A 24,513-nucleotide genomic window follows, 5' to 3' on the forward strand; every position below is an offset into this window, starting at 1 on the left:
AGAGAAATTCTCTTACGCCTTTTTAGTGTGCAGTATTTTCTCTATCTCTTCTTTTAACAACGTCTTTATTTCTTCCAAATTATGATTCTTCTTTTCTCCCGATTGTACCGTATAAAACTCGGCAAATGAACGCTCTTTATATCTCGGTACAACATGCATATGATAGTGCGTAAGTTCATTAAAGATTCCACCATTTTGACAAATCGTAATTCCGTCAGGTTTATATAATGCCTTAATCGCTTTTGCAATCAGCTTAGAAGCATCCATAATGGATTTTGCTACAACATCATCTAATTCGTCTACTTCTACAACATGTTGCTTTGGCACAATTAAAGTATGTCCTGGGTAGAAAGGCGCATGATCTAAAAAGCAAGTTACATAATCATCTTCATATACTTTATATATTTTTTTCTCTTCGTTTGCTAATTTACAACCTAAACAGCCCACTACACTTTCCCCTCTTTCTAAAAACATAAAAACGTGAGAATACGGCTCTCACGTTTTTATGTTTCATTTTATTAGTTCAATTGTTTCCGTAACCTTTATACTATCTTTTACAGATTGAACAATCGTACAATTTTTCACTACAAGTTGCAGCGCCTTGTCCAGCTGCTCTTCTGTAATGTTTTCTGCTTTAATTTTATAGTGCAAATGAACACTTTCAACTGGCTTCGATAAAGCTTCACTTCTACCAATTTCAGTTTCGATTGTAAACGTATCATATGTAATACGTTTCTTTTCTAAAATTGTTCGAAAGACAATTGCACTACATCCTGCGATAGAAGAAATGAGTAATTGTAACGGTGAATACCCGTTTTCTTTTCCAATCACTAATTGACCATACGATAAATCTGCTTCTATATCATCGTGTTTGATTGTTAGTTTCATTTGTTTTTTCCATCTCCACTTTCATCGGTTTCTGCCGTTTCTTACTAATATAATAATATATATAGCAGAAAATGATAAATGGAATACCACAGTATAACGCCATTCTTTGTTCAGGAATAAACGCTAAACTAATAACAACGATGCTATTTGTAATTAAGGCTAAAATTGGGACAATTGGGTATAGTGGTGTTCTATACTTTAAGTCCTCTAACTTTCCTCCGCCTTTTATATACTGACTTCTAAAGCGAAGTTGCGATAGAGCAATAATGATCCAACTTGAAACAGCCGATAAACCAGCTATCGATAATAAATACATGTATACTGTATCTTCTGCAAGGAAACTTGTGAATAGAGATAATCCAGCTACCGCAATCGTTACGACTAGCGCTGTAATTGGAATACCACGCTTATTTACTTTCTGGAAGGAAGTTGGTGCCATTCCCTCATTTGCAAGTGACCATAGTATACGCGTCGCTGCATATAATCCAGAGTTCGCTACAGATAATAACGCAGTAATAATAACGAAGTTCATAATATCAGCTGCGTATGGAATACCAATTTTATCAAATACGACTACGAATGGACTTTCAATTACGCCTGCTTCTTTCCAAGAAATTAATCCTACTAAAATCGTCATTGTTAAAATGAAGAATAACATAATGCGCCATACTGTATTACGGATTGCACGTGGAATTGTTTTTTCTGGATTTTCACTTTCTCCCGCTGCAATTCCGATTAACTCTGTTCCTTGGAACGAGAAGTTAACTGTAATCATTGTAAGTAATACGGCAGCTAGTCCATTTGGGAAAAGTCCACCATCGCTTACAAAGTTAGAGAAAAGAGGTGCTGCTTCTTTTCCGTCATATGATATAAATCCTAATAATGCACTACCACCAAGCACAACAAATGCAAGAATTGTAATTACTTTAATACTAGAGAACCAAAATTCTAATTCGGCATAACTTTTCGCCGAAATTGCGTTTGAAGCATATAAAATAACACCGAATACAAGGCACCATACCCAAACATCAACATTTGGAAACCATCTTTTCATCATTAAACCGATTGACGTTAATTCTAGACCCACTGTTACTGCCCAGCCGAGCCAGTATAACCAGCCAATCATAAAGCCCGTTCCTGGTCCAATAAACTTCGTCGCATACTTTTGGAAAGATCCTGAAACCGGCATCGCTACTGTTAACTCTCCAAGACAAAGCATTGTTAAATACATAATAAATCCGCCTACTAAATATGAAAGGATGGCTCCCCCTGGTCCAGCCTGATTAATGGTGTAACCTGAACCTAAGAAGAAACCAGTTCCGATTACACCACCAAGTGCGATCATAAATAAATGTCTACTCTTCATCGTACGATGTAATTTCTCATTCGTTGGTTGCTGCATCTAAATCCTCCCCCTACCATACCCCTATGTCTTGTTAAAATTTTCTGATAATAAAAATATACACGAAAGCGATTACATTTTCTATATAAAATTAAAACTTTTCTGATAAAACAATATAAAAATCGAATTATTGCAAGATTTAGATTCTATTTAGAGGAAAATAAGGAGAAACAAGGAAAAAACCCTTACATATATTGTAAGAGTCAACGGAGTTCTAATCTTCTCGATAAAATTGATAAACTATAATTTACGATAAAGTACATACAAGCTACTACTATAAACGTCGGAATCATGTAATTCACATTTTGCCCGCTAATAATTTGAGCATTATGCATAAGCTCAGGGAGTGATATAACAACCGCTAGCGACGTATCCTTCAGCAATGAAATAAATTGACTGACAAGCGGCGGAACCATTCTCCTTAATGCTTGTGGCAAAATAATATGCCAAAGCGCTTGAACATACGTTAATCCCGAAGATCTTGCGGCTTCAACCTGCCCTTTTTCAATAGACAATAGACCACTTCTAACAATTTCAGATATCATTGCTGCCTCAAATATTGTTAAAGCAACAATTGCAGCTGTTATAATTTCTAATTTCAAGCCTGCTTCTGGAAGTGCAAAATACGTGAAAAATATAATTAACAGTAGTGGTAAGTTTCGAATCACTTCAACTATAACTCCTAATACTTGTGAGACGACAGGTATTTTCGTGTAGCGCAATATACCGATTACACTTCCAATAATAAAACTAAGTACAATTGCTATGAGCGCTACCTCTAATGTTATAAGTAATCCTTTTAATAAAAATAGAATATGATCTCCTGTAATTGCTCCCTTGAAATCCATTTACACCGCCTCCTTTGCCAAGCGTTTTTCTAAATAACGCACTAGCATACTGAGCGGAATTGTTAATATTAAATAAAACATCCCGACAAATATATAAACATCAAACGTAACAAACGTCTTCGTTGAAATTAAATCTCCTTGATACATTAAATCAGCACCAGCAATAATTCCAAGTATTGAGGAGTTTTTAACTAAATTGAGAAACTGGTTTCCTAAAGGGGGAACTACAATTTTCACTGCTTGGGGTAAGACAACATAATACATCGCCTGCACATACGTTAGCCCTGAAGAGCGAGCAGCTTCCATCTGCCCTTTCGCAACTGATAAAATACCAGCGCGAATTACTTCTGCAATAAAAGCTGCCGTATATACCGTAAGCGTAACTGTTCCTGCTACAAAACCATTTAAAGTAATTCCTATTACAGGTAAAGCAAAATAGAATATAAATGCAATTAATACAAGTGGAATATTTCTTACAAACTCCACAAAAGCTGATCCTATCCAATTTAAAATGCGAATAGGTGCAATACGCATTACTGCCAAAATTACTCCTAAAATAAAACTACCTATCAATGCAATTACACTAGACATAACTGTATATTTAAACCCTTCTAAATACATATCAATGTTATTCGTTAATATAGAAAAATCAGGCACATATTCTCCCCTCTTTCTTTACAAGAAGAGGATGAGTACTCTCATCCTCTCACTTTTACTATCTACTTTTCTGGTTTTTGTCCAATCCACTTCTCATATAATTTGTCATACTCCCCGCTTGCTTTCATGTCTTTAATTAAAGTATTAATCTCTTTCGTTAAATCATCTGCCCCTTTTTGCACTGCAATTCCATACGGTTCATCTGTGAAAATTTTTCCTACTACTTCATAATTAGAATCTTGTTTTGCCATTCCGTAAAGGATCGCATTATCTGTCGTTAACACATCACCTTTACCTGCCTTTAACGCTGTAAATGCCTCACTATAATTTTCAAACTCTAATACAGTCGCTTCTGGTGACTTTTGACGAATGTTATTTGTAGATGTTGATCCTTTTACAGCTAATACTTTAACGCCTTGTTTTATATCATCGACACTCTTAATATTGCTTCCTTTTTTCACAAGTAACGATTGTCCTGCTTTAAAATATACATCTGAAAAATCCACTTCTTTTTTGCGTTCTTCCGTAATTGTCATTGTTGCAATAATTGCATCAATATCACCATTTTTCAGCATTGGAATACGTGTTTTAGACGTTACTTCTTTCAGCTCTAGCTTCTTTTCATCTCCAAGAATCTTTTTCGCCAGTGCCTTCGCGACATCAACATCGAAACCCTCTACCTGCCCTGTTGAAGGATTTTTTAATCCAAATAAATTCGTATCATTCTTCACCCCAACTACTAATTTCCCTCGTTTCTTAATTTGCTCAACAGCCCCGCCTTGCTTCGTATTTGTTTCCTTTGCCTCATCTTTCTTACTTCCGCATCCAGCAACAACAAGCACGAATAAACATGAAAATACGATTAAAGTAAATAACTTTTTCATTTTAAGCATGAAATTCCTCCTCTAATGATTTAGCACCCGACTTAAAAATAAACGGGCTCTTTCTTGTTCAGGGTTTGCAAAAAAGTTCGCCGGTGTTGTATCTTCAATAATTTGGCCATCATCCATAAATAAGATCCTATCTGCTACCTCTCTAGCAAATCCCATTTCATGCGTGACAACGACCATTGTCATCCCTTCTTTAGCCAGTGCTTTCATAACATCAAGTACCTCTCCAATCATCTCTGGATCAAGAGCAGACGTAGGCTCATCGAATAGCATAATTTCCGGCTGCATTGCAAGTCCTCTAGCAATTGCCACCCGTTGCTGTTGTCCTCCGGATAATTGATGTGGATATACGTTAGCCTTCTCCGGGATTCCTACTTTCTCTAAATAAAACATTGCTGTTTTCTCTGCTTCTTCTTTGGAAACTTTATTTACTTTAATCGGTGCTAATGTAATATTTTGAAGAACCGTTTTATGTGGATATAAATAAAAATGTTGAAAGACCATCCCAATATTTCGCCGCAATTCATTCATGTCCGTTTTTTTATTGTGTACCTCTGTATTTTGTACAATTAATTCTCCATCTGTAATTGCCTCTAATTGATTTATACATCGAAGCAATGTACTTTTTCCTGATCCTGAAGGCCCGACAACTACCACCACTTCGCCTTTTTTCACTTGCATATTAATATTTTTCAAAACTTGAAAGCTACCATAATATTTATTTACATTACGAAATTCTATCAACATACTCCCCCTTCCCCTAACAATGCATGTACATTCTTTTTATATTCAAAAATAGGCAAAAAAATAACTTCCAGCCTCATTTTGTCCATAAAAAAAGCAAAGGCATTTTCCCTTTGCTTTTTCATTTCTATTCTATTAAGTTAAGATACTTCTTCTTTCTTATCTTTCCCGTATTCATGCTCCCAAAAATCAGCATTTTTAATTCCTAATGGCCCTGGATCGAATACTGGATCTTTTCCTTCTTTTTTCTGTTTTTCATAATCCTTTAATGCGACTAATGCAGGTTTTTGTAACAATAAAATCGCAATGATATTTACCCATGCCATAATTCCTACCCCAATGTCGCCTAAAGCCCAAGCCGTTGCTGCTGTTTTTATACAGCCGTAGAATACAGCTCCTAAAAATACAAACTTTAGTACCATGGACATCCAAGGGCGATCTTTATCACGATTTAAGTACGCGATATTCGTTTCTGCAATGTAATAATACGCCATAATTGTTGTAAACGCGAAGAATAATAACGAGATTGCAACGAAACCATTTCCAAATCCAGGGAAAACAGACTCTACCGCCGCCTGTGTATATCCTGGTCCTGGCTGAGCGCCGTTTAGTTTATTAACGATAAAGTTTTTTCCGCTTGCATCAAATACGTTATACATGCCTGTAATAATCATCATAAATGCTGTTGCTGAACAAACAAATAATGTATCAATGTAAACGGAAAATGCTTGTACTAAACCTTGCTTAGCTGGATGTGATACTTCGGCTGCAGCTGCTGCGTGTGGTCCAGTCCCTTGTCCTGCTTCATTGGAATAAATACCACGTTTTACCCCCCAAGAGATTGCTAAACCGATAATACCACCGAAAGCAGCTTCTAATGCAAATGCACTTCTTATAATTAACATAAATGCTTCTGGCAATTTTTCAATATTCATAGCAACAATGACGCAAGCTACTAAAATATAGCCTATTGCCATAAACGGTACGACAACTTGCGCTACGTTAACAATTCGCTTTACTCCACCGAAAATGATAAGAGCTAATACGACAACTAATATAGCCCCTGATACGGTAGTATTAATACCAAAAGCAGTTTCTAAACTTACAGCAATACTATTTGCTTGTACACCTGGTAGTAAAAGCCCCGTTGCAAGAATTGTCGCTGCAACGAATACTAAAGCATACCATTTCACACCTAAACCTTTTTCAATGTAATAAGCAGGTCCACCACGAAACTGCCCTTGATGTTTCGTCTTATATATTTGCGCGAGTGTTGATTCTACATAAGCTGATCCTGCTCCTAAAAAGGCTACTGCCCACATCCAAAATACAGCTCCTGGTCCACCGAATGCAACCGCTGTTGCTACCCCAGCGATATTCCCTGTTCCAACACGTCCTGATAACGAAAGTGCTAACGCTTGGAATGAAGAAACACCAGCTTCTGATTTTTCCCCTTGAAATGTCAGCTTCACCATTTCTCCTACATGTCTTACTTGTAAAAACTTCGTTCGAATAGAAAAATATAAACCTACTCCTAAACATAAATAAACAAGTGCTGGACTCCAAACAATATTATTTAACCAATTTACGAAAGCTTCCAACATTCCCCCTCCTTTTTATAAAGAATATTCAGAATATATATAAAATTATAAGTGTATACCGAATCTAGGACAATATTATTTTAATAAAGTAAACATATTTTTGTATAAAAAAACAAAGTATATATTTGTTTTATATACTTTGTTTTGAACTAAATGTATTATATATTCACAATTGCTTCTCTTTTAATAATTCTTTCGTATAGCTCTTCTGATAATTTCAAGAAGTTATCAGGCATATCTTTCCCTTTAAACTTCTTTTGAAGCGTTCCATATAAACCTATATCACGTAAACGTAAAAATAGTGGTAACGATTCATACCAACTATCCGCCAGCCTGTGCTCATACTCATATCCTTTTCGTAACACTTGTAACTGTTTACGAGCAAAATCTGTCTTCTCTTCTGCTGTCCACGGTGTAAATAGAACAGAGTAGTATAAAACCATCGCTAAATCATGTATAAAGTAATTATAAGCAGCATCATCAAAATCAAAGATTGTTAGCTCTTTACCATCATAATGAAAATTGCCTTGATGAATATCACCGTGCATAAGACCGAACGTTTCTCTTTCAACTGGAAGAGCCTTAATTTCATCCATTAATACCGCTGCAATCTCTTTCACTTGACCATCTTCTAATTCATTAACAATTCCACTTTCGTCTTCTTCCCACGTATCACGGTAGTCTGTTTTAGGATAATCCATTGTAAGGCGATGCAGTTGCCCAATCGCTTTTCCCCACGCTTCAAAATAAGCATCTCCCCAATAAGGCGATTCTGCTCCTTTTACTTGCTCACCTTTTGCATATATAAATAAAGAAGCGAAAAAGAAAGTCCCATCCTCTGCTACGATTTCTTCTACGAGATTTCGAGACGTTGAATAAAGAGGTCCTGCTACCTTTGCCCCATTCTCCGCAACATATCGTAAAAAATCTAGTTCAGCCTCTACCTCTTGTTTAGAACGATGAGAAGAATGTGTTAAACGTAATACATAATCTTCATCATTATCACCCTTCGCCTTAAAAATATAATTCTCAAAATCTCCAAGTGGCTTTTCTTCTACTGTTACATGAAACAAACCCGCTGCTCTTTTTAAAATCTCTTTCGTAAAAACACGTTCTACAGCTATTTCCATATATATCCCTCCTATATATCTTCTTAATTCGACACAAATGTTAGAAGTACTGCTATGAATAATCTAAAAACAAAAAAGGTTGATTCACTAAATCAACCTTTACATTATTAAAAGTTTTATTTATCAATTCTTCATCAATTGATTCTCGTATATAACATTTATTTTTATTTCTCTTCACCTTTTGTCTGCATTGAATTGAAAGTCCAATTTAATTTTAATGAATCTCCTTGAAATACATTTTGCTCTGCATTATTATCTACAAATGTGAACATTACATAGAAAGTATCATCATCACCAGGAGCAAGTCCATTTCCTTCTCGGTCTACAACACCTTTTTGTACAAGATCAGGAATACTTCCATTTTGCGTAGATACCTTTAATTCAGATAATGTAGTAGACCAAATTGGAACCTCATTTTTATCCAAATTCCACAAGAAATCAACACGGATATGATCACCAAAATCAGCATTTCCATTATCTCCTTTAGCATCGATTACACTGTAATCTGTCAGGAGTTTCACATCTCCTATTGCTAAAGTTCCTTTGTTTACTAATTGAAAACCACGCTCCATTTCATCACCTGGTTTAATATTATCGACATTAATAACAACTTCAGGGTTCACACTCAAATCTAAAGTACCCGCTGCAAAAGTGTTTTGTGACACTTCCTTATCACTAAAATACGCATATGTTCCCCCGCCAATTAAAGATAAGCCAAGTGCTGCAGTTACAACACCCATACCAAGTTTTTTCTTAATACTCATTTCACAAGTCCCCCTATTTTTAAAGTTCAAACTACAAACCTTATTTCCATCCCACAAAATAATTTAAGCAACTACCTTGTCCCACAGCGAAAGTGAACCAAATTTAAACTAGTTACTTCATATATCAAAACGACTATTACTTTTAAAATAACCGGTAATGTTACCGTAAATCATTACCGGTTATTTGTTAGCCAATCTCATTTCATTTACTATTCATTGTCTGATTGCATTATTTACTCTAGAAGTTTGCCCACTTATTTTTTTGGTTCTAAGCCAATAGAGCGTAAGATTTTATCTAATGTCACTGGACCTACATTTTCTTTCGGTTTCTGATTTTCTTTAGCATCTGGACTCTTTTTCAAGAAGTTTTTCTCAATAAAACGAATATCTGTTTCATCTACAACACCATCTTGATTTATATCTCCATCTTTTACAGATACTTTTCCTTTTCCATACGATAAAGCTGCTATTCTAGCATCTTGAATGTCTACCATTTTATCTCCATTTACATCACCTGCAAGGTTATCATCCATGTCAACTCTAAAGTTTTGTCCCACTAATTCACCGTCTTGCACCTTCCCTATTTTTGTTGTTAATTTACTATTTAAATGACCTGGCATTTCTACGAAAATATCATATTCTTTATCGCTTACTGGGACACTATGAATTTCAAATTGCCCGTTATCACCAATCGTTCCTGTATATTTCTTTCCATCCTTGCCAACTGCGTACACTTTTGCTCCTAGTTTTGTATAGTCTTTCTTACCTAAATACCCCTCTTCATTCAAGAAAGCTTCCGGGCCAATATACCCTGTAATCGTTGAATGTTTCGAAACAATAGCAAAAGATTTATCTTTAAACGCAGGAATCTCAATGCCTTCTGATGCAACAGCTTTTGTATAAGAGAACTTCTCTACTCCAAATGCAGTTAAATCATTAAAGTATTCATCGTTCGTCATCTCGAATGTAACATCTAAAAATGGTGTATCTCCATCTAATCCTTTAAATTCTTTTCCTTCTAATGATGCCCCAACTTTCACCTTGTTTTCCCAAGCTCCTTCTTCACTTATCTTCGGATCTTCTAATTTAAGGTTCAGTCCATGTTGTTTTACATATTCCGTAAGTGCTGGATTTGGTTTCACATCTGTAAATTTAAAGAGCTGCTTGTAATAAGGAATTTCAAATGTACCTGACATAAGCTGTTTTACATTATTAAGATTCAAAGTTAATGTAATTTTCTCTCCTAATTTGATTTTATCTTTGTCATAACTTGGAACAGCGTATTCTGTCCCTTCCTTTACAAAGACGTAATCTTTATATCCAGTTGCCATATTCCCTGCAGTTGCAAGATCATATCCAAATAATTTTAAATTTAACGGCTCGTTTATTTCCTCTGGAAGTACTCCAAATTTAAAATCACCATTTGCTTGAATTGTATTCAGCCAACCTGATGGAAAGGCTGAGTTTTGATAATATACAATTTGGTTCGCTTTTTGATCATACTGCAAGCCTTTTGCCTTCAATGCATCTACTGTAGAATCATAAATATTACCATGCACCCATAATGCACGTTGGCCGTCTTCTTCTTTAAACATAGAATCATTGACTTCATGTATACCAGGTTGTACATCCTTAAATTTCATTTCCGGTATAACATTATCAATGATAATGCTATCGCCTTTTGTATACGATTTTCCTTCTTTATCATATCCAACGAAGTTCAATTCGTAATCTCCATCAGGCAACATAACAGGTTTATCCCCAATTGGATGAGCTGGATCTCCTGTGAATGGAAGTACATACCCTCCCATACCAGAAAACATCATATATTCAATATTCGGTGTTAGACTACTTGCATTAAGTGTACCAACGACTCCTAATGCCTTTCCTGTCTTTCGGTCCTTCACAACTGCATCAATAGTTTCAAGAGGACTATTTAGTTTAAATGTCAAAGGCGAACTTGGTCTCTCCATAAACGGATGGAATTTAGATGCATCTGTTGCCATTGCATCTCTCAGTAAATCTACAGACGCAATCCCTTTTTCTGTGAATTTAACTGCAAATGGTACTTGATATACTTCTTTTTCATTGTTTTTATTTGAAATATGAATATAGCCCTCATATCTACCAAATTCAGCGTTTTCTGGAATGATAATTTCAGGGCTAATTTCCTCTGATGTACTAGGAGCTACTTTAATAGAATCTGGTACATTTAGCTTCACACCATTCTTCGCTGCATCTTGCACACCTACACTTGTAGATGAAAACTCTACTTCTAATTTAAACTCTTTTCCATCAGTTTTACTGCTGTTCTTAATTAAGACTTTTCGACTATCTTTAATAGGCCCATTTTCAATTTGATTTTTATACCCAAACGCAATAGAACCTGTTTTTTCTTCAATTTCTACTTCTTCATCATCTACAACGTTTGATGTTTTATCGATAACCTCGATAGATGTATCTGCATGAACTGCACGATATGCATCAATTCGTCCAGAGCCCACCTCAAATACAGAACGCTCTTCTTTTAGGTCAACTGCGGTATTCATAAGTGCTTCTTTTACTTCAAATGGACTATAGTTTGGATGTTCTTGTAAAATAAGTGCCGCTACCCCTGCAGTATGAGGAGTTGCCATAGATGTACCTGACATACGTCCATACGCTACCGGATAATTTTCTCCATCTTTTGGATCATTAATATATTCAGGAACAGTTGAGAAAATAGACACACCTGGTGCTACAATATCTGGCTTAATATCATCTGTTTTAGTTGCAGGACCACGGGAGCTGAAATCAGCCAAGTGATCTCCCTCTGTTTTTATATTACTAAGTTCTCCAAATGCTAACGACACATCTCCTTGTACAGCTTTTGCTTGCAATTTCTCACCATCTACTTTTGTTAAGCGGAACGATGGAATAGATGAAGTACTTTCCCCAAGATAACTTGTAATTTCCCCATCTACATTGTTGTATACAATTACCGCCTTTGCGCCTGCTTCCTTAGCATTTTTAATTTTTTCATCAAATGTAATCTCACCACGTTGGATAAGAGCTAACTTCCCTTTTACATCTTTCCCTGTAAAATCACCTGATTTCCCAAGCCCTGCATATACAACCGATAAGGATTGTCCTTTCAAATCTTCAATCTTATCAGTAAAGCTTTTTCCAAGTAGCATCATCTTATCTACATGTACATCACCTGCATCGGCGGAAAACGTTGGAATATTCACTGCAGCGTCACTGGCTCCAACTGTAATTGGAAGTGCTGCTGCACTAGGTGATCCTATAGTACCTTCTTCCGGACCACTATTACCAGCTGCTACTACTGTAACAACACCTGCTAACATCGCATTGTTCACTGCAACAGAAGTAGGATATAAAGGATCATTAATAGACGCTCCTAGTGATAAATTGATAACATCCATATCGTCTTTCACTGCTTTATCAATCGCAGCAAGAATACCGCTTGTTTGTCCACTTCCATATGGACCTAATACGCGATATGAATATAAGTCTACATCTGGAGCAACGCCCTTCACTGCATAATCCACACTATTCTGTTTGTCTGCAGCAATTGTCCCAGCTACATGCGTACCGTGGGATGTATAATATGCACTTCCCTCATAAATCTCAGGATATCCTCCAGAATTTTTCCAATCCTTATACGTTGTCTCCATTGGATCAGCATCATTATTAACAAAGTCCCATCCTTTTATTGAGTTCGGATCTATTTTAGTTGGATCTTCACCTTGTTTTGCACGATACCCTTTATATGCATCTTTCAAATCCGGGTGGTTGTAATCAATACCTGTGTCTAGTACACCTACCTTAATTCCTTTTCCTGTTATTTTTTCATCATGTAGCTTGTCTACACCAATTTGTGGTACACTATCTGCCATTTTTGGTTCAACAGCAGTCTTAGCTGTTTCTTTCGGCAAATCAATTTTAACCTCATGATCTTCCCATACGCGCTTAACGATACCGGTACGAACTAAGTCTTCGATTATATTTGCCGGTAAAGAAATCGCTACACCATTAAAAGCATTCTTATATTCTCTTGTTATCTTTGCAGATTTTACATTTGTCCCTTTCTCTTTATTCTTTTGAAGCTGTTCAAGCTCTGCTTTAAACCCTTTATGTGATGCCTCTACCTTTTGTTCCGCATTTGAAAGAGCTATCTTTTTCCCTTTAGCCGCTTGTTTTAATACCTCAATTTTGCTAGGCGCTTGCTTAAATTCTATAATCACATTTACATTATTAGGACTTGCTGTATTGATACCTGGCGAAATAACAAAACCTGGTTTTGTATCTAACGTTTTTAAGGCATTACGTTGTTCCTTTGTAAGGCCTTTTAAGATAGCATCTGCATCATCAATTCCAGTTAAAGTAGATGTATTTACCTCTTCCGCTAATACGTTATATGGAATCCCTTGAGACAATAACATTCCAACTGTTAACGTTCCAATAAGAACCTTTCCAAATTTCCCTCGTTTCATATTGCATCTCCCCATTATTAATATTATTTTTTGAAACAAATTGATTCTTAAATTCCCATGTAGCATCGGAAACTCTATCAATCTCAATCTTTTGTATCATGAAAGATTTCCAACGCCACTACCATCCCCATACCTCATATAGCTAACCACTCACTTTACTCTTTTTATAAGAGCCCCCCATCATTTATTTCCAACAAAAGATTTTCATAAAATGAATTATTAACAATATTAAAATGTAATTCTATTTTTATTATTTCACATTTTGATTATTCTGAAAATTAAACAAAAGGAGTATCTTTTCTCTAAGGATTCTATGCCTACATAGTACAAAAGAACTATCTTGTCCTTTATTCTTTGTGATACAGAATAAATCGACACGATAGTTCTTTGATAGATTTCTTATTTAATCTAGCGGAACCAATTGATTTCGAACTGCATAAATCACTGCTTGCGATCGACTTTTCACATTTAGTTTTTTAAAAATTTTATTGATGTGTATTTTAACTGTTTTATCACTAATATATAAAACTTCAGCAATTTCTTTATTACTAAGTCCTTTTACTAGTTCAAAGAGAATTTCCTTTTCACGTTCCGTCAGTTCATTTTCATTTGATTCTACTTTCATTTTTTGCTGATGATATGTAATTAATTTTTTAGTCATACGCGGATGAATAACTGAATCACCTCGATATAACATTCGAATTGCTGCTACTACCTGCTCTGATGAGGAATCCTTCAATAAATAACCATCAGCACCGGCCTGAAGTGCATCCATTAAATACTCATCATGTTCATACATTGTAAACACAAGTACTCGGCAACTCGGATAAATTTTTTTCACTAACTCTGTAGCTTCAATCCCATTTTTCCCTGGCAGGTTAATATCCATCAAAATACAATCTGGTCCGCATTCTTCTACTTTTCCCAATACTTCATCCCCAGAGCTAGCTTCTCCAACCACTTTCATATCAGATTCATCTTCTAGTATGCTCCGAATTGCATCCCGTAAAAAAGCATGATCATCTACTACTAATATTTTAATCATTTTACGCACCCCTTGTTTGTGAATCTGGAATTAACAGTGTAATTTCTGTCCCCTTTCCTATAGAACTATCAATCTGTAAAGTAGCCCCTAATTGGTCAGCTTGTTCATTCATATGTAATATACCATAATGTGGCTCATTCTTTGTTTTAACCATAGACTCAAATAGTGAAAATCCAACTCCATTATCCTTAACCCTTAAAAGAACGTGTTCACTTTGATAACTGAGTAAAACATCAGCCTTTTTTGCTTGTGCATGTTTTACAATGTTTTGCAAACTCTCTTGTAATGTATCAAATATAACTCTTTCTTTTGAAAAACTAAGCGCACGTGCATGACCTCTTTCATGATAGGTAATGTCTAGTTCATATTCTCGTTTTAAAGATTTTATTTTACTTGCTATTGCCTGCTTAAGGCCTAATTGTTGTGTCGGATATGGTTTTAAAGCATAAATAGAATAGCGAACTTCTCCTAGACTTCCTCTTAAATCTTTTATGCTTTTCTCAACTACTTGCTGCATATCTTTTGGTTTATCATGGTATTTTTTCCGTGCGGATTCTAGTTGGAATATTACCCCCGCTAATGTTTGCGCAATACCATCGTGAATTTCACGGGCAATTCTATTTCTTTCTTCTAAAATCATTCTTTTTTTCTGTTCAGAAATCAATATCCTTGTTTTAACAACGTTAGCTAATTGGTTAGAAAATGTAGCTAACGACTGTACATCTTCTGGAAAGAAACCCGCATTTCTACTTTTCCCTGCAACAAACATTCCGACTAATTCATCATTTACTATAAGAGGAAAATATACAAGTGAGCGTATAACACTATCAAATATTTCATCTCCAGGAGCCGTACCAATTTTCCAATCATTAAATACAAGATTTTTAGAAAGTTTCTCAAACGCCCTTAATTTTTCTGAATCATCAGAAAAATGAGAGCGCACTTTCCCATCTTTTAATAGAATACTCCAGTTCCCATCATCTTTTGTCCATATTACATATGCTTGTATGCCAAAAAAACCTTTAAGTGCTTGTTTAATATGTTTCAAATTTCCTCCAGTTAATCCTCGACTAATTTCGGTCGTAATAAGAAATAACTCATATAATCGTTCCTTCTCCATCCTTATCCGTACAGAAAAAGAACTAATAACTGAAGCTGCTACAAGTGGAAAAAAGAAAAACAGTACTGTAATCTCGTTTATTTCCACACTATATATACTAATTAATACATGCATCAGGGCCGCATAAGAGAAACCAAAAGTTTCGCAAAGAAATACCGTTACAGTTTTTTTATACCACTGATATATTGAATATGGCTGTGGAAGAAGTATCATCAACAAATCGTAAAAACGATTGTTGAAAAAACAAAAAAACACGCAAAATAATAACAAAGATATTAAATTTTCATATAGAACTGACATAACTATCTTATTAAGTAATAAGGACATACATTTGTTTGAAAACCATTCGGCCAAAATCAAACTAAGTGCATGCTGAGTACTATTAAATAACATTCTTTGTATCGGTGAACGACGATGCAGGTGAATAATTAGCGTTACGAGTACAATAGCAGTAATAGTTATATGGATTCCAAACTGCCAACTCATAGCATAGATTATCGGAAAAGTAAGCGAGCTAGTTCCTCTCCAAAATCTTACAGGAAAATACTCTGCAATCCCCATAAATAGTAACAACATTATTAGTATTGTTGAATGAGAAGGGATTTTAATTTCAAGTAAAGATATAGTTATAGTAACCAAACCAAGAAAAGAAATAAAATAAAGATAAGAACTAGCAATCTTTTCTCTCATAAAGATAGAATTTACATCCTTCAAAACAACCCCTTCTTTCTTTATAAAAACTTCATTTTCCCTATTATCCAATAAAAAACCGGCACTGGCAAAATGGAAGAACATCCACTAGCCAATCACCGGCTGTGTACTGTACCTAAAAAGGCAAGACACAATACTAGTATTATAAATCGCTTTTCTTAAATTTCCTATTCATCAAATGATGTAATTATGCATCCCGCTAGATTTACTCTCCTATAGTACAAAAGATATATATTAATATCGCAAATATATACGTTCTTTCCATTTCCCTACTTTTCTAAAAAATCCAAGCATAATTTTCTCACAAAAAACAAAAATTAACAGAAGTAATTTCAATGTAAAGGAGATGGAAAGTATGACCGAACAGAAGCACTCACAACAAGATAATAACAAAAAGCATATGTTTCCATCACTTCCGGAAAATATTAATTACATTGAAAATAAGCTATGTCACTCAGATGATATAAAAAAATTAGATGTCCCATTTCAAAACGGAAAAGGAACAATCTTATATATCGAATCTTTAGCAGACCCAAATTTGATTCACCAATTAGCTCTTGAGCCTTTATTAACTCGGTCGGATTTGGCTTTAGATAAAGCTTTTGCCACATTAAATATGAAAAAAGAAACGAATTTAAATTATGGTGTGCAGCTTTTATTACAAGGTAAATCCTTATATTTTCATGAACACGTCGACAGTTTTTTTATTTTCGAAACAGCTTTATCTTTAAAGCGAGATATAGCAGAGCCTGATAATGAAGGGATTGTGCGCGGTCCACATACTGGTTTTGTAGAGGATCTAGCAACTAATTTAGCTTCGATTCGTAAGCTCATAAAAAGTCCAAATATCGTCGTTAAATATTTCACACTTGGTGAAGAAATGCATACGAAAGTGGCAATTGCTTATATGCAAAACATAGCGAATGACGATTTAGTTACAGAAGTAAAAAGAAGGTTAGAAACGATTAAGACAGATGCACTTATGCCTCCAGGATATATACAAGAATTTATAGAGGATACGTCTTTCTCACCATTTCCGCAGCAATTAAATACAGAGCGTCCAGATAGGACCGCTGCAAATTTAATGGAAGGACGAGTTGCTATTTTATCTGATGGAGATCCCACAGCGCTTATCGTTCCTGTTACGTTATTTGCTTTCTATCAATCACCAGACGATTATAATAACCGCTGGATTGTCGGTTCTTTCGTCCGAATGATTCGCTTAGTGAGTTTCTTGATTGCTTTTCTCTTACCAGCTATATATATCGCAACCGTAGCCTTTCATCCTGATGTATTGCCGCTCGAACTTGTGTATACAATTAAAGCTTCATTAGAGAAAGTACCACTTCCTCCTATTTTTGAAGCTCTCTTAATGGAATTAATCTTTGAATTATTACGGGAAGCTGGTATTCGCTTACCAAGCCGAGTTGGACAAACAATCGGTATTGTAGGTGGTTTAGTAATTGGTGATGCAATTGTAAAAGCTGGACTTGTTTCTTATACGATGATTATTGTTGTAGCTTTAACTGCCATCTCATCTTTTCTCGTTCCATCAAACGATATGAGTTCAGCAGTTCGAATTCTTCGTTTTCCATTAATGATTCTTGCTGCTATATTCGGATACGTCGGAATATCATTCGGTCTAATTATAACTTTCGTTCATTTATGTCAATTACATTCATTTCATACGCCATATCTTTCTCCTGTTGCCCCGATGCGGATAAAAGATATGAAAGATTCTTTCGTAAGACTTCCAATTTGGTCGTTTTGGGAACGACCACATGATCCAAAACCGAAAAAAATGCAACGACAACATGTAACGAGAGAGGATGAGGACGGTGACAAACACGCAAAGTAAAATTTCGCTCGTTCAATTTACCTTTTTCGTTATTCAATGCCAAATCGGAGTTGGTATCCTTTCTCTACCTAACCGTCTTCACCCAATAGCAAAAGGAGGTGGATGGATTTCCGCTCTCGTCGCTGGGCTTGCAATTCAACTTATTATTTTACTTATGTGGCTTTTCTTAAAGCGATTTCCTGATGCAGATATGTATGAAAGCGTTTGTATGCTATTTGGTAATAAGTTTGGAAAACTATTAGGTTTTGCTTATGTTTTTTATTTTACGCTTATTGGTATGACGGTTATGTTGAATGCTTGTAATGTCATTAAAGTATGGATATTACAAGCTACTCCTTGGTCTGCCATTCTCATGCTATTTACGATAGCTTGCTGCTATATAGCCTATAATACATTTAAAGTCATCGTACGATTTTATGTCATGGCCTCTATCCTCATTATTCCAATGGCCCTTTTAATTGCCCTAGGGCTTTCCCGAGCTGATTTCTCTTATATTTTTCCCATTACAGAAGCCGGCTGGTGGAATATAATTCAAGCATCCAAGGAAACAATTACAGCCATGTATGGTTTTGAAATCATTCTTATCGCTTTTCCAAAAGTAAATGGCAGTTCTGTCGCAAAACTGAAGGCCATTTCTATCGCTAATGGATTTGTAACACTTTTTTATACTTTTACTGTTTGGATTTGCTTTATCGTATTTAGTCCAAAACAAATTGAGCTTATTCCAGAACCAGTTGCTTACTTATTACGCTCCTTACATATCGGAATTATAGACCGAACTGATTTACTATTTATACCAATTTGGATGATAACTGTTGCAGCTTCTATCGCTAGTTATTATTGCGCTGCTTCAATCGGAATAGGACATATATTCAATCTTGCTAATCATAAAAAAGCTGTTCCAATCATTGGTATTATTGCTTTTAGTGTAGCCTTATTTATAGATACACCTGAAGAATTAAAAGTAATCTCAACTTTCACTGATAAGTTCACCTATATTTTCATAGTTGTCCTTCCTCTTTTATTTCTACTTTATTCTGTGATACGAAATAAGAAAGGAGAACAGTATGTTCAAAAAAAGAGTTAAATTACTTTTTGTATTATGTACTAGTTCCCTCCTTTCTGGATGCTGGGATCAAGAACCATTAAGGGAGGCAAGGTTAGCTTATAGTATTGGATCTGATATTACGGAAGAGAATCAACTCCAGCAAACAATCGAGCTCGTAAAAAGTTCAAGCGGAGAGCAATCTTCATTCGAAAATGAAATACATTCAGCAACGGGGCATAACATAAGGGATACAAGCGATGCCCTAAAAAAAAATGTTACTGGGAATATTCGTTATTTTAAATATGGTGTTCAATTACTAGGAACCAAAATCCTAAAAAAAGGTATATTACCTTATTTAGATGTCAGCTTTCGGGACCCAACAAACCCAACTGCTTTAGTAAAACTTATTGCAGTAGATGGTGAAACATCCGAGATACTAGAAAAAAAGAAAGTAGGAAATTTACTAATTGGAGATTTTCTAAAGAAAAAAGTGAAAAGCTTAGAAGATATGAGTGTATTTCCAAAAGAAACTTTAGAGACAGCTGCTACAAAAATGTTAGATCCCGGTAAAGACTTTACCCTCCCTTCTATAAAAATAAAAGGAAAAGAAGTAATTACAAACGGTCTAGCTTTATTTAACAATGATAAATTAACTGGGCATTTACCTTTGAAACAATCTGTTTTATTCGTATTATTAACCGGAAAAATGGGAACAAGTGCCCGTATAACCCAGAAGCTTACTAGCGATGAATCAGAGAAAACATCTGATTATTTAACAATGGAAATTAGCAACCGAAAGTTAAAACGAGACTTAAAAATAACAACAGATAAAAAAGGAAATGTTTATGCTCACATTAAGCTCCAACTAAAAGTTATAGCGCTTGAAGCTCCGAGAGATAATCTTTACAAAATGGATGAAAGAAAAAAACTAAATAAAGAATTGTCTAAACAACTTACGAAAGAAGCTAAAAAGATAACGAAAAAGTTACAAAAAGCAAACTGTGATGCTTTCGGTATCGGCAGACACCTTATCGCCTACCACCCTGACTTATGGAAGAAGAAAAATTGGAATAAAGATTATGCAAAAGTAAAATTCAAACCTGAGGTAGAGGTAAACATTTTGTACAGTGGTGTCCTAAAATAAAAGGTTGTATGCCGCATGGGCATACAACCTTTTTATTTCGTATATCGATACACAATTGATTCATATGGTCTTAAGCTAAGTTTTGTAATATCCTTGCTAGCATCTTTATAATTCGACAGTAGTATTTCTTGTTTCATTCCATCTAATTGAACGTGCGCTGGTACAGAGTACGTTATTTCTTCTCCATAGAAGTTATTTATAACAAGCAGCACTTCACTTTCTGTAGTACGAGTATATGCCCAAATCTTAGGATCATTTTTATCCAAAATAGCATATTCTCCTTCTGTAATTACATCATACGTTTTCCTAAGTTCTATTAACTTTTTATAATGATAAAATACGGACTCTTTATCTTCTAATGCCTTCTCTACGTTTATTTCTTTAAAGTTTTCAGCCGCTGAAATCCAAGGTGTACTTGTTGTAAAACCACTGTTCATCTCTTCATTCCACTGCATCGGAGTGCGAGAGTTGTCACGAGATTTTTGCTTTAAAATCCCGATAATCTCTTCTTTTGATAGCCCTTCTTTTAGCTTTATATCGTATATATTTAACGATTCCACATCACGATATTGCTCGATGGACTCAAATTTAGGATCCGTCATACCGATTTCTTCCCCTTGATAAATATAAGGCGTTCCTTGCAGCATGTGCATGGCTGTCGCTAACATTTTTGCAGATTCGTTTCGGTACTTTCCATCATCACCAAAGCGTGACACGATGCGAGGCTGGTCATGATTACACCAAAATAACGCATTCCATCCTCCGCCCTTTTGCATTTCAATTTGCCAGCTAGACATAATCTCTTTTAATTTAATAAAATCAAAATCAGCCTTCGTCCACTTATCACCATTCGGATAATCTACTTTTAAATGATGGAAACTAAACGTCATACTTAATTCATTACGCTCAGGGTTTGAATATTTAATACAATTATCAATTGTCGTAGATGACATTTCTCCAACTGTAATTACATCTTTTCCTGCAAAAACATTTCGGTTCATCTCTTGTAAATATTCATGAACACGCGGACCATCTGTATAATACTTGCGTCCATCACTTGTCGCAGTACTACCTTCATCGTTTAAGAAACATTGGTCTTTTGAAATTAAGTTAATGACATCTAATCGGAATCCTGTTACTCCTTTATCCAGCCAAAAACGCATCATATCATATACTTCTTCACGAAGTTTTTCATTTTCCCAATTTAAATCAGCTTGTGTTTCATCAAATAAATGTAAATAATATTGCTCCGTCTTCTCATCATATTTCCAAGCAGATCCACCAAACTTAGACTGCCAATTATTTTTTTCATCACGCCAAATATAGTAATTACGATATGGACTATTTTTATCTTCCTTCGCTTCTTTAAACCACTTATGTTCAGTCGAACTATGATTTACAACAATATCAAGCATAATTTCAATGTTACGTACTTTCGCTTCTGCTAAAAGTTCTTCAAACTCTTCCATCGTTCCGTAAGATGGATCAATGCTGTAGTAATCACTTACATCATATCCATTATCATTTTGTGGTGATTGGTATATCGGTGTTAACCATATATAATCCACTCCGAGTTCTTTTAAATAATCTAGTTTCTCTGTAACACCTTTTATATCCCCGGTTTCTCTATTGTAATAACTATTAAAGCTCTTCGGATAAATTTGATAGACTACACTTTTATGCCAATCCTTCATGTTTAACTTCCTCCTACTTCTGTTTGACTCTTTTTGCAAATAACCATGTTAAAGTAAATGGGATTACAACTGCAATAATCATTCCTACAATAAACATTGGAATCGATTTCGGAATGATAGAAATAAATGCTGGCAATCCGCCAATTCCGATAGCAGGCGCTAATACACCATTTAATGTAATGAATATCGCTGCCACAGCAGATCCTATAATCGCTGCATAGAACGGGAACTTATTTCGTAAATTCACCCCAAACATCGCTGGTTCTGTAATACCGAAGTATGCTGAAATGGCTGATGTTGATGCCATACTTTTATCATTTTGATTTTTAGAAATCCAGAACATCGCAAGTGCCGCACTACCTTGCGCAATGTTAGAAAGAGCGATCATCGGCCAAATAAATGTCCCGCCATGTTGTGCAATCAATTGTAAATCAATTGCAATAAACATATGATGCATACCTGTAATTACAAGCGGTGCATATAACGCTCCAAATAATACTGCTCCAACTACTGGTACTGTTTCATATACACCTACTAATCCTACTGTTAATAAATCTCCAATATGACGTGTAACCGGACCGATAATTCCTAGTGCTAACACACCTGTCACAACGATTGTTGTAATTGGTACAACTAATAATTGAATTGCATTTGGTACATGTTTCTTTAAGAAAATTTCCACTTTACTTAATACAAATGCTGCTACTAAAACAGGTAAAATTTGTCCTTGATATCCTACCTTCTCAATTTGGAATAGTCCTAAAATATTGAAGTACTCAATCTTTTGACCCTCTAAACCAGTCGCTGCTTTTCCATAGTCCCAAGCGTTTAATAAGGCCGGGTGCACAAGCATTAATCCCATAACAATCCCTAGTATTGGACTACCACCAAAACGCTTCGTTGCTGACCAACCGACAAGTGCTGGTAAGAATACGAATGCTGTATTGGCCATCATATTAATTAAATCCCAAAGCCCGCCTAAGTTCGGATAAACATCTAATAAATTTTTCCCATCAAAAAATAAGTCCTTTGCGCCTAATAGATTGTTAATACCCATTAGTAAACCAGCTGTTACGATCGCTGGTAATATCGGCATAAATACATCCGAAAATATTTTCACAAACTTTTGAGCTGGATTTAACTTCTGATTTCCAGAGTCTTTTACGTCCGCTACAGTCGATTCTTTCATACCTGCAAGCGTTATCAATTCAGCGTAAACACGATCTACATCCCCTGGACCAATTACAATTTGAAATATACCAGCGTTATGAAACGCTCCTTTCACTAATGAAACAGACTGTAATTTATCATTATCTATTTTACTTTCATCTTTTAAAGCGATACGGAGCCTCGTCACACAATGTGCAGCTTGTTCAATATTGTCTTTCCCACCAATATACTGCAACACTTCCTCTGCTGTTTTACGATAGTCTTTCCCCATATTACCGTCCCTCTTTTCTTTTTTTGATACCGTTTACAATTACATATTAACTCGTATATATAAGTTAGTCAACACTCGTATATACGAGTTTGTGTTTTTTTTATAAAAAAAAGAGATGAAACAATATTTTGTTCCACCTCTTTACTTCCTGCGTGCCACATCCGAAAAGTGAAAAATATCTAAACGGTGGCGTGATTCTGTATATTCAAACTGACTTCCATCATACAAATGTGTAAAGTTTTTCACAACGACAACATAGTCTGTTCCATTTAAATCTAAATACTTTCTGTCATCCTCTGTACATGGCTGTACTTCTATTACCCTCTGCGAATAACTAATATGTAGCCCAAGCTCTTTCTCGATGTATTTATAAATCGATGCAGTTGCAATTTCTTTCGTTAATCCTGGAATAAACTCAGATACAAAATGATTTATATCTAAAATTACTTTTTCTCCATCAATATTTCGTACACGTTTAATATGGTCAATCTCTGTTTTTTCTTTTACATTTAATAATTTCGCAATTTCTTTTGTGGCTTTTTCTTTGTCCATTTCCACAACTTCCGTAATACAATGACGTCCCAAACGTTCATTTTCTTCTTGGAAACTTACAATACCGCCAAAATTAAATTCAATATTTTTTCGCTTTAAAACAAAAACACCTTTTCCATGAATTTTTTGCACATATCCACGCTCTTGCAGTAAATCTACAGCTTTTCTTACCGTGCCTCGGCTTGCCTCATACTGCTTCATTAATTCTGTTTCTGATGGGATTTTGCATCCCTCTTTTAATTGTTTATTATCAATAGATTTACTGATTTCTGTATAAATTTGTTCATACTTACTCATCATCTACAATAGCCCCTTGTCACCTTCTAATTCTATATGTATTATAACATGCTTCACTCTTCTGCCAATCTCTCACTTATTTTCCAGTACAAGAAAAATATAGGTAAATATTTAATCTTTAAAACGTATTTTTATAAAAATTTTTATATTTTTCTTTTCATTCAAAAAAACATGTAGTATACT

Annotated in this window: 19 protein-coding genes; 3 read left to right on the forward strand and 16 right to left on the reverse strand. The window is 35.2% G+C overall.

What is annotated here, in order from left to right:
• Positions 1–12 precede the first annotated feature (12 nt).
• From ACTFR3_RS22110 to ACTFR3_RS22170, 13 genes are all read right to left on the reverse strand, one after another.
• The gene (locus tag ACTFR3_RS22110; RefSeq protein ID WP_130055460.1) at positions 13–474 is read right to left on the reverse strand and encodes an HIT family protein; all 462 of its coding nucleotides are present in this window, start codon (positions 472–474) and stop codon (positions 13–15) included.
• A 36-nt stretch (positions 475–510) separates the two neighbouring features.
• The gene (locus tag ACTFR3_RS22115; RefSeq protein WP_000778844.1) at positions 511–888 is read right to left on the reverse strand and encodes an OsmC family protein; all 378 of its coding nucleotides are present in this window, start codon (positions 886–888) and stop codon (positions 511–513) included.
• Positions 863–2,290: an amino acid permease gene (locus tag ACTFR3_RS22120; protein WP_001187097.1), complete on the reverse strand. Its 1,428-nt coding sequence runs from the start codon at positions 2,288–2,290 to the stop codon at positions 863–865. Before ACTFR3_RS22120 ends, ACTFR3_RS22115 begins: the two co-directional genes overlap by 26 nt.
• Before the next feature lie 203 nt (positions 2,291–2,493).
• The gene (locus ACTFR3_RS22125) at positions 2,494–3,138 is read right to left on the reverse strand and encodes an amino acid ABC transporter permease (protein WP_000345960.1); all 645 of its coding nucleotides are present in this window, start codon (positions 3,136–3,138) and stop codon (positions 2,494–2,496) included.
• Entirely contained in the window at positions 3,139–3,795 is a 657-nt protein-coding gene (locus tag ACTFR3_RS22130; protein ID WP_001112670.1) for an amino acid ABC transporter permease, read from the reverse strand.
• Between the two features lie 62 nt (positions 3,796–3,857).
• On the reverse strand, positions 3,858–4,688 hold the full coding sequence (gene glnH / locus ACTFR3_RS22135) for a glutamine ABC transporter substrate-binding protein GlnH (protein WP_000916491.1): 831 nt from the start codon (positions 4,686–4,688) through the stop codon (positions 3,858–3,860).
• A 12-nt stretch (positions 4,689–4,700) separates the two neighbouring features.
• The gene (locus tag ACTFR3_RS22140) at positions 4,701–5,432 is read right to left on the reverse strand and encodes an amino acid ABC transporter ATP-binding protein (RefSeq protein WP_050551988.1); all 732 of its coding nucleotides are present in this window, start codon (positions 5,430–5,432) and stop codon (positions 4,701–4,703) included.
• Between the two features lie 137 nt (positions 5,433–5,569).
• The gene (locus ACTFR3_RS22145) at positions 5,570–7,030 is read right to left on the reverse strand and encodes an alanine/glycine:cation symporter family protein (RefSeq protein WP_000387160.1); all 1,461 of its coding nucleotides are present in this window, start codon (positions 7,028–7,030) and stop codon (positions 5,570–5,572) included.
• A gap of 158 nt (positions 7,031–7,188) precedes the next feature.
• On the reverse strand, positions 7,189–8,160 hold the full coding sequence (locus ACTFR3_RS22150) for a phosphotransferase enzyme family protein (protein ID WP_000401640.1): 972 nt from the start codon (positions 8,158–8,160) through the stop codon (positions 7,189–7,191).
• A 164-nt stretch (positions 8,161–8,324) separates the two neighbouring features.
• Entirely contained in the window at positions 8,325–8,924 is a 600-nt protein-coding gene (locus ACTFR3_RS22155) for a TasA family protein (protein WP_000023366.1), read from the reverse strand.
• Positions 8,925–9,178: 254 nt separating this feature from the next.
• Complete coding sequence (locus tag ACTFR3_RS22160) at positions 9,179–13,420, reverse strand: S8 family serine peptidase (RefSeq protein WP_440044812.1); 4,242 nt, start codon at positions 13,418–13,420, stop codon at positions 9,179–9,181.
• 403 nt (positions 13,421–13,823) lie between these two features.
• Entirely contained in the window at positions 13,824–14,465 is a 642-nt protein-coding gene (locus tag ACTFR3_RS22165) for a response regulator (RefSeq protein WP_000590668.1), read from the reverse strand.
• A gap of 1 nt (position 14,466) precedes the next feature.
• On the reverse strand, positions 14,467–16,299 hold the full coding sequence (locus ACTFR3_RS22170) for a GAF domain-containing sensor histidine kinase (RefSeq protein ID WP_440044824.1): 1,833 nt from the start codon (positions 16,297–16,299) through the stop codon (positions 14,467–14,469).
• Between the two features lie 352 nt (positions 16,300–16,651).
• Here ACTFR3_RS22170 and gerKA point away from each other — a divergent pair, with 352 nt between their 5' ends.
• Genes gerKA through gerKC form a run of 3 tightly spaced genes read left to right on the forward strand, consistent with a single transcriptional unit; the run spans position 16,652 to position 20,346 of the window.
• Positions 16,652–18,154, forward strand: coding sequence for a spore germination protein GerKA (gene gerKA, locus ACTFR3_RS22175; RefSeq protein ID WP_000139277.1), 1,503 nt, complete (start codon positions 16,652–16,654; stop codon positions 18,152–18,154).
• Positions 18,135–19,241 (forward strand): GerAB/ArcD/ProY family transporter, encoded by a 1,107-nt coding sequence (locus ACTFR3_RS22180; RefSeq protein WP_000185798.1) that lies wholly within the window; start codon positions 18,135–18,137, stop codon positions 19,239–19,241. Before gerKA ends, ACTFR3_RS22180 begins: the two co-directional genes overlap by 20 nt.
• Positions 19,222–20,346, forward strand: a complete 1,125-nt coding sequence (gene gerKC / locus ACTFR3_RS22185) for a spore germination protein GerKC (RefSeq protein WP_000474043.1) — start codon at positions 19,222–19,224, stop codon at positions 20,344–20,346. The genes ACTFR3_RS22180 and gerKC overlap by 20 nt, the downstream gene beginning before the upstream one ends.
• Positions 20,347–20,378: 32 nt before the next feature.
• On the opposite strand, the gene treC is transcribed toward gerKC, so the two are convergent.
• The 3 genes from treC to treR all read right to left on the reverse strand — a co-directional run bounded on the left by treC (position 20,379) and on the right by treR (position 24,333).
• Positions 20,379–22,040, reverse strand: a complete 1,662-nt coding sequence (gene treC, locus ACTFR3_RS22190) for an alpha,alpha-phosphotrehalase (RefSeq protein WP_000656140.1) — start codon at positions 22,038–22,040, stop codon at positions 20,379–20,381.
• A 13-nt stretch (positions 22,041–22,053) separates the two neighbouring features.
• Positions 22,054–23,481, reverse strand: a complete 1,428-nt coding sequence (gene treP, locus ACTFR3_RS22195) for a PTS system trehalose-specific EIIBC component (protein WP_000513935.1) — start codon at positions 23,479–23,481, stop codon at positions 22,054–22,056.
• A gap of 141 nt (positions 23,482–23,622) precedes the next feature.
• On the reverse strand, positions 23,623–24,333 hold the full coding sequence (gene treR, locus ACTFR3_RS22200) for a trehalose operon repressor (protein ID WP_000987242.1): 711 nt from the start codon (positions 24,331–24,333) through the stop codon (positions 23,623–23,625).
• Between the last annotated feature and the right edge of the window lie 180 nt (positions 24,334–24,513).

The organism is Bacillus cereus group sp. MYBK14-1, from assembly GCF_051916885.1.
Classification (GTDB): domain Bacteria; phylum Bacillota; class Bacilli; order Bacillales; family Bacillaceae_G; genus Bacillus_A; species Bacillus_A cereus.

Coding starts and splice junctions, on each gene's coding strand:
- ACTFR3_RS22110 (WP_130055460.1), bottom strand. CDS start 474: ATGTTTTTAGAAAGAGGGGAAAGTGTAGTGGGCTGTTTAGGTTGTAAA.
- ACTFR3_RS22115 (WP_000778844.1), bottom strand. CDS start 888: ATGAAACTAACAATCAAACACGATGATATAGAAGCAGATTTATCGTAT.
- ACTFR3_RS22120 (WP_001187097.1), bottom strand. CDS start 2,290: ATGCAGCAACCAACGAATGAGAAATTACATCGTACGATGAAGAGTAGA.
- ACTFR3_RS22125 (WP_000345960.1), bottom strand. CDS start 3,138: ATGGATTTCAAGGGAGCAATTACAGGAGATCATATTCTATTTTTATTA.
- glnH (WP_000916491.1), bottom strand. CDS start 4,688: ATGCTTAAAATGAAAAAGTTATTTACTTTAATCGTATTTTCATGTTTA.
- ACTFR3_RS22140 (WP_050551988.1), bottom strand. CDS start 5,432: ATGTTGATAGAATTTCGTAATGTAAATAAATATTATGGTAGCTTTCAA.
- ACTFR3_RS22150 (WP_000401640.1), bottom strand. CDS start 8,160: ATGGAAATAGCTGTAGAACGTGTTTTTACGAAAGAGATTTTAAAAAGA.
- ACTFR3_RS22155 (WP_000023366.1), bottom strand. CDS start 8,924: ATGAGTATTAAGAAAAAACTTGGTATGGGTGTTGTAACTGCAGCACTT.
- ACTFR3_RS22160 (WP_440044812.1), bottom strand. CDS start 13,420: ATGAAACGAGGGAAATTTGGAAAGGTTCTTATTGGAACGTTAACAGTT.
- ACTFR3_RS22165 (WP_000590668.1), bottom strand. CDS start 14,465: ATGATTAAAATATTAGTAGTAGATGATCATGCTTTTTTACGGGATGCA.
- gerKA (WP_000139277.1), top strand. CDS start 16,652: ATGACCGAACAGAAGCACTCACAACAAGATAATAACAAAAAGCATATG.
- gerKC (WP_000474043.1), top strand. CDS start 19,222: ATGTTCAAAAAAAGAGTTAAATTACTTTTTGTATTATGTACTAGTTCC.
- treC (WP_000656140.1), bottom strand. CDS start 22,040: ATGAAGGATTGGCATAAAAGTGTAGTCTATCAAATTTATCCGAAGAGC.
- treP (WP_000513935.1), bottom strand. CDS start 23,481: ATGGGGAAAGACTATCGTAAAACAGCAGAGGAAGTGTTGCAGTATATT.
- treR (WP_000987242.1), bottom strand. CDS start 24,333: ATGATGAGTAAGTATGAACAAATTTATACAGAAATCAGTAAATCTATT.